The sequence below is a fragment of the Porphyromonas macacae DSM 20710 = JCM 13914 genome (assembly GCF_000379945.1).
Lineage (GTDB): Bacteria > Bacteroidota > Bacteroidia > Bacteroidales > Porphyromonadaceae > Porphyromonas > Porphyromonas macacae.
Map to the genome: position 1 here is coordinate 102,850 of NZ_KB904149.1, position 6,069 is coordinate 108,918.

The 6,069-nt window shown below is 44.2% G+C and carries 5 protein-coding genes; 1 reads left to right on the top strand and 4 read right to left on the bottom strand.

Annotated features, from left to right (window positions below; translation table 11 throughout):
• Positions 1 to 168: 168 nt before the first annotated feature.
• The 4 genes from tilS to aspS are packed head-to-tail and all read right to left on the bottom strand — an operon-like array spanning position 169 to position 5,190.
• The gene (gene tilS, locus A3GI_RS0107865) at positions 169 to 1,512 is read right to left on the bottom strand and encodes a tRNA lysidine(34) synthetase TilS (protein WP_018360910.1); all 1,344 of its coding nucleotides are present in this window, start codon (positions 1,510 to 1,512) and stop codon (positions 169 to 171) included.
• Between the two features lie 14 nt (positions 1,513 to 1,526).
• Positions 1,527 to 2,306, bottom strand: a complete 780-nt coding sequence (locus A3GI_RS0107870; RefSeq protein ID WP_018360911.1) for a zinc ribbon domain-containing protein — start codon at positions 2,304 to 2,306, stop codon at positions 1,527 to 1,529.
• An 8-nt stretch (positions 2,307 to 2,314) separates the two neighbouring features.
• Positions 2,315 to 3,421, bottom strand: a complete 1,107-nt coding sequence (locus tag A3GI_RS0107875; RefSeq protein ID WP_018360912.1) for a Nif3-like dinuclear metal center hexameric protein — start codon at positions 3,419 to 3,421, stop codon at positions 2,315 to 2,317.
• A 2-nt stretch (positions 3,422 to 3,423) separates the two neighbouring features.
• Positions 3,424 to 5,190: an aspartate--tRNA ligase gene (aspS, locus tag A3GI_RS0107880; RefSeq protein ID WP_018360913.1), complete on the bottom strand. Its 1,767-nt coding sequence runs from the start codon at positions 5,188 to 5,190 to the stop codon at positions 3,424 to 3,426.
• Positions 5,191 to 5,500: 310 nt separating this feature from the next.
• On the opposite strand from aspS, the gene rpsO reads away from it, so the two are divergent.
• Positions 5,501 to 5,770 (top strand): 30S ribosomal protein S15, encoded by a 270-nt coding sequence (gene rpsO, locus A3GI_RS0107885; RefSeq protein ID WP_018360914.1) that lies wholly within the window; start codon positions 5,501 to 5,503, stop codon positions 5,768 to 5,770.
• Positions 5,771 to 6,069 lie beyond the last annotated feature (299 nt).

The following is a 6,069-nucleotide window of genomic DNA, read 5'->3' on the forward strand; positions in this document are numbered from 1 at the left end:
TATGCTTTAATGATAAAAAGAAGAATAGTGAGTGAACGCAGAATAAAAAAGTGAATTAACCCAGAATGACATCACCATAAGTATTCTTTTCACTTTAGATTTGCAGTACAAATATATATAAAGAAAGTGTAATAACAATAAAACACATTAAAACATACACTTTCAATCTTACCGGGGAATGAATGTGAATACAAAAATATTCCGAGTATTTTCATCAATTCGAAACCTGTCGCTAACAACCCGGCCGGGTACCCACAAAACAAAATCGTCGCAAGTAAGCAAAAAAGTCGATTGCCTTTCACGATGAGAGATGTGATTATCTATAAAAATCCGGCTGACTTTTTTCGTTCCTTTCATTCCAAACGGCTTTATACGGTCACCCGGATGCACTTTTCTAAACAATAATCGATCAGGTAATAATCGAGCATCTAAATAAAGAAGATTCGGATTTCGCTCAAAAGAAGAAAGCTCATCTCTCCGAAGTTTTTTCCAAAATACATCTCCTAAAGGCAATTCTACTCTCCCCGAGCCAGATAACAAATCGATCGAAACAGGCGGCATATCGCACCGAAGGTCATCCAAACGGATAAGCTCCAATGTCTCACGTCCGCGAATCAGGCGATGTGTAGCGCTAAAAAAAACAGCTCCTGGAGGGTTATCCAAAGATGCTCTTATATCAGCACACTGTAAACGGTTAAAGCCATACTCTCTAAGTAATTCATAAAGAATCGTATCTAAAGCCGGATAAGCTTTCAAAGGCTGAATTAAAAAACCGGAATCTGTTTGCACTTCACACTTTATTTTCCGAAGAGTATAATTATAAAGTTCTTCTACACCGGCCAGATTTCTTGCTGTTCGTGCCACTGTTTCCACAAATGCCGGATTAAGTGCCGTAAATGCGGGGATAACTTTATGACGGAGTGCATTTCTTTTGTACACAAACTCCTTGTTTGTAGAGTCTTCACGATAAGAAAGATTTTGTTCCTGCAAAAAACATTCGATTTCTTCCCGGGAAACATCCAACAAAGGACGAATGATTTTTCCATCTCTCATATACCTCATCCCTCGTACCCCACGAATACCCGTACCCATAGACAAATTCAGCAATACCGTCTCCACCTGATCATTATTGTGGTGTGCCACAGCTATCTTTCCGATACCCAAATCATCACACAACTCATCGAACCAGGTGTAACGAAGTTCCCGGGCAGCCATTTCTACGGAAAGACTGTGCTCTCCTGCATAAGCATATGTGTCGAAATCCTTTACATAAATTTCGATTCCAAGGGTTTTGCACAACTGTCGTACATACTCTTCATCGCCATCGCTTTCATCTCCCCTCAAATGAAAATTGCAATGTGCAGCGACAACCTGAAAGTCCAAAGAAAAAAGAGCCATTAGCAAGGCTACCGAATCGGCTCCTCCACTAATGGCTACAATAACTTTTTCACGAACAGAAAGAAGTTGCTCGCGTTTAATCGTATCACTGACGGTTTTAAGCAACTCACTCATGCCGGCTGAAAATGCTAACGCTGTTCCTGATCTTCAATACCCAGTAATTCGGGGTCTACCATAATGCGGCCGCAGTATTCGCAAACAATGATTTTCTTATGCAGTTTAACATCCAGCTGTCTTTGAGGTGGAATTTTATTAAAACAGCCGCCACAGGCATCGCGCTCTACCGGTACCACAGCCAAACCATTCATCGTGCCTTTACGTATTCGCTTAAAAGCATTCAGCAACCTCGGCTCTATTATAGCCTCGATATTTTTGGCTTCCACCATCAACTGCTCCTCATCCTGCTTCGTTTCCGCCACAATGGTCTCAAGCTGGCTACGCTTCGCCTCCAGATCCTGTTTACGTCCCTCCAGAATGGTTTGCAGGTCAGCCATACGTTGCTTACGGTCTTCGATCTCCTGCGTATATTCCCGGATATTTTTTTCCGCCAGTTCAACCTCAAGATTCTGATATTCTATCTCTTTGGAAAGGTTATCATACTCCCGATTATTCTTGACATTATTCAACTGGCTTTGATACTTTTCAATAAGGCTCTTAGATGTAGCAATCTTATTTTTCTCACCGAGCACGGCTTGAGCCTGCCCCTTATTTTCTGCATCGTAATTAGATAAACGAGTCTCCAATCCTCCGATCTCGTCTTCAAGGTCTTCCACTTCCAATGGCAACTCACCTCTCAGGGTCTTAATCTCGTCGATCTTGTATACTATCTTTTGTAAATTACCCAATGCAACCAGCTTTTCTTCCACTGTTTGATCTTCGGGTTCTGCTACTTTCTTTTTTATAGCCATAGTAATGCTTAAAAATGGTGTACCGGATTGGCACATATTTGACTTAAATAGACTTCAAAGTTAGGGAATTTCTCCGATATAATACCGCTAAAAAGTTCGGCAGCTATCTGTTCGCTCTCGTAATGCCCAACAGTAACCAGCATAGGACGGCCTTCGACATCGAAGAAGTCGTTGTACTTAGCTTCGCCGGTGATCAGAACATCCGCTTTTTCCCTCCGTGCTCTTCGCCACAGGAAAGCCCCTGCTCCGCCACAGATGGCTACACGTTTAACCCGATCAACTGCACAACAGGAATGACATAAGCAAGAAATGCCGAACACCTCTTTTGTCTTCTGCAAGAAAAGCTCTACCGGCATTTCTTCTTCCAAATCCCCCACAATACCGGCACCGGCCGTTGCCCACTCATTATCAAGAGAAACAAGATCATAAGCCGGTTCTTCGTACGGATGAACGGCAAGCATAGCAGCAATCACCTTAGAACAGAGATACCGGGGAAGGATGACCGTAATCAAACTTTCCGGTTCGGTATGCAGAACACCCTGCTTACCAATGAACGGTTGCGTACCCGCTCCTGCTCGATAAGTACCATTGCCCGTGAGATTATAGCTACACTGGTCGTAAGCGCCTATCTCACCGGCTCCGGCTTCCCAAAGAGCATGACGAACAGATTCGGCATGAGACCCGGGCACATAACAAACCAGTTTCACCAACTGTCCCTTCATCGGCTCCAGAGGGCGTGTTTTCTTCAATCCGAATTTCCGGGCAATGATATCGTTCAGTCCTCTGCCGGCATTATCGGCATTGGTGTGAGCGGCATAAATAACTATATCGTGCTTCACAGCCTTGATTATGCACCGTTCTATATAATTCGCAGCCGTAAGTTGCTTCAGCGGCTTAAAGAGCAAGGGATGATGTGCTATGATGAGGTTGCACCCTTTTTCTACAGCTTCATCCACCACTGCTTCGGTTATGTCCACAGCCAAAAGCACACCGCTCGCAGGTCGATCGGCCAAACCGACCTGTATACCACAATTATCATAAGACTCCTGCAAAGCGGGAGGTAGATAATGCTCTAAAACCTCAAGAATATCTTTAATGTATATTTTTTCCTGCACGATTATTTCTCCGGAATAGGCTTCAAATCCAAATAAAGCTCGTCCAATTGCTCCGGTTCCAATCTCGAAGGAGCATCCAGCATCACATCCCGGCCGGCATTGTTTTTCGGGAAAGCAATACAATCGCGAATACTGTCCAAGCCGGCAAAAAGAGAGACCCAACGATCCAGACCATAAGCCAAACCGCCGTGAGGAGGAGCACCATATTTGAAAGCGTTCATCAGGAAACCGAATTGCTCCTCGGCACGCTCCGGTGTAAATCCTAATTTTTCAAAAATCTTATGTTGTAACTCGCTATCGTGGATACGAATGGAGCCACCGCCTACTTCTACGCCGTTGATAACCATATCATAGGCATTGGCACGCACAGCACCCGGATCGCTGTCCAGCAATTTTACATCCTCAGGTTTAGGGGAAGTAAACGGATGGTGCATAGCATAGAAGCGGTTGGTTTCATCGTCCCATTCAAACATCGGGAAGTCAATCACCCACAGGCAGTTAAAGTTGTTTTTATCGCGCAAGCCCAGACGGGAGCCCATCTCCAAACGCAACTCTCCCAACTGTTTGCGGCATTTGGTAACATTCACTCCGCTAATCAGCAGAATCAAATCGCCGGCTTTAGCCTCCATACGCTCAGCCAGATTCATCAATACCTCCGGCGTATAGAATTTATCTACACTGCTCTTAATCGAACCATCGGCCTGTACTCTGACATTTACCAAGCCTTTGGCTCCGATTTGAGGACGTTTAACCCATTCGGTCAATTCATCTATTTGCTTGCGTGTGTAATCTGCCACTCCCGGCACACAAATGGCACCGATATAAGCCGCTTCATCGAATACGCCAAAACCATGTCCCTGCATGATATCCATTACTTCCACCATAGGCATACCGAAACGCAAGTCAGGCTTATCGGATCCGTACCTGCTCATTGCCTCGTGCCAGCTCATACGGGGAAAAGGCGTTTCTATATCGATATTCATAATGCTTTTGAACAAATGGGAAGCCATACCTTCAAAAACAGTCAGCACATCTTCCTGCTCCACAAAACTCATTTCGCAGTCGATCTGTGTAAATTCGGGTTGCCTGTCGGCACGCAAATCTTCATCTCTAAAACACTTGGCTATCTGGAAGTAGCGATCAAACCCGCTTACCATAAGCAACTGTTTCAAGGTCTGAGGAGACTGAGGCAAGGCATAAAACTGTCCGGGATTCATGCGTGAAGGCACCACAAAGTCTCTCGCTCCCTCGGGTGTGGAGTTAACCAAAACAGGGGTTTCCACTTCGATGAAGCCCTGACTGTCCAGATACCGGCGAACTTCAAGAGCAAACTTATGACGCAATTCCAAATTTCTTCTCACACAACTGCGGCGCAAATCCAAATAACGGTATTTCATTCTCAGTTCATCGCCCCCGTCAGTTTCGTCTTCAATTGTGAACGGCGGTACATCCGAACGGTTGAGGACTTCCAAACCTGTGGCATCGATCTCTATATCTCCTGTCGGAAGGTTGGGATTTTTACTTGAACGTTCGGCCACTGTACCCGTAACCTGTATGACATATTCGCGTCCCAAATGAGCAGCTTTATCAGCCAATTCGGCATTGATACGCTCACCGTTAAAAGTGAGTTGAGTGATACCATAACGATCTCTCAGATCAATAAAAGTCATACCGCCCATACGGCGCACACGCTGCACCCATCCGCATAATGTGACATTACTGCCTGCATCGGACAATCTTAATTCGCCACAAGTTTTAGTTCTATACATTATATAATACGTTGAAATTTTTCATTTATAAGTACAAAAATACATATAAAGAAACACAAACACAGATAATAAAGGTTGCATATTTATCCTTCAAGCACAATATTTTACTCTGAAAATACAAAATAAAGACATCCGGATTTGTCCACTCTGTCCGGTTTTCTCTCATTCCGCAGTTTTCAACCTTAAGTGCACTTTTATGTTTTTGAGAGCTTTAATATTGTGAGAATGAGGATAAAAAGCTACCTTTGCAGCCGATCTACTTCCGTTTAGGCGGGTGTAGCATTATTGTTTAACAATTAGAGCTAATAAAATGTATTTAGACTCCGCAAAAAAAGCCGAACTTTTTGAAAAGTACGGTAAGTCTGCTACCGACACAGGTAGCCCCGAGAGCCAAATTGCGCTCTTTACTTTCCGCATTGCTCACCTTACCGAGCACCTCAAACAAAACCGCAAAGACTTCAACACTTCCCGTTCATTGAAGATGCTGGTCGGTAAGCGTCGCCGTCTGCTGGATTATCTGATCAGGACCGACATCGAGCGTTATCGTGCGATTATTAAGGAATTAGGTATCCGTCGCTAAACTTTGGCGAACTTTTCCTTACTTAATAAGACAAAAGGGGCTGTGTCAAAATGAATTTTGGCGCAGCTCCTTTTAGTTTTGGTTTGGGGTTGGTTAAGCCACCGGTTTTAGCCTTTGAGGGATATTTTTGTGTTTTTCGAGGAGGNGGAAGCGCATGAGGCCGAGATTGAGGGTTGATATAGGTCTTTTGGGAGTGTTTTTCGCCTTTCGAGCAACCTTAGCACATAGTTTCTTCAGATTAAAGGCCATAGCTAGAAAGGCGAAGTCCATCTTGACCTGCTCTAAGCCCATATGTCTGA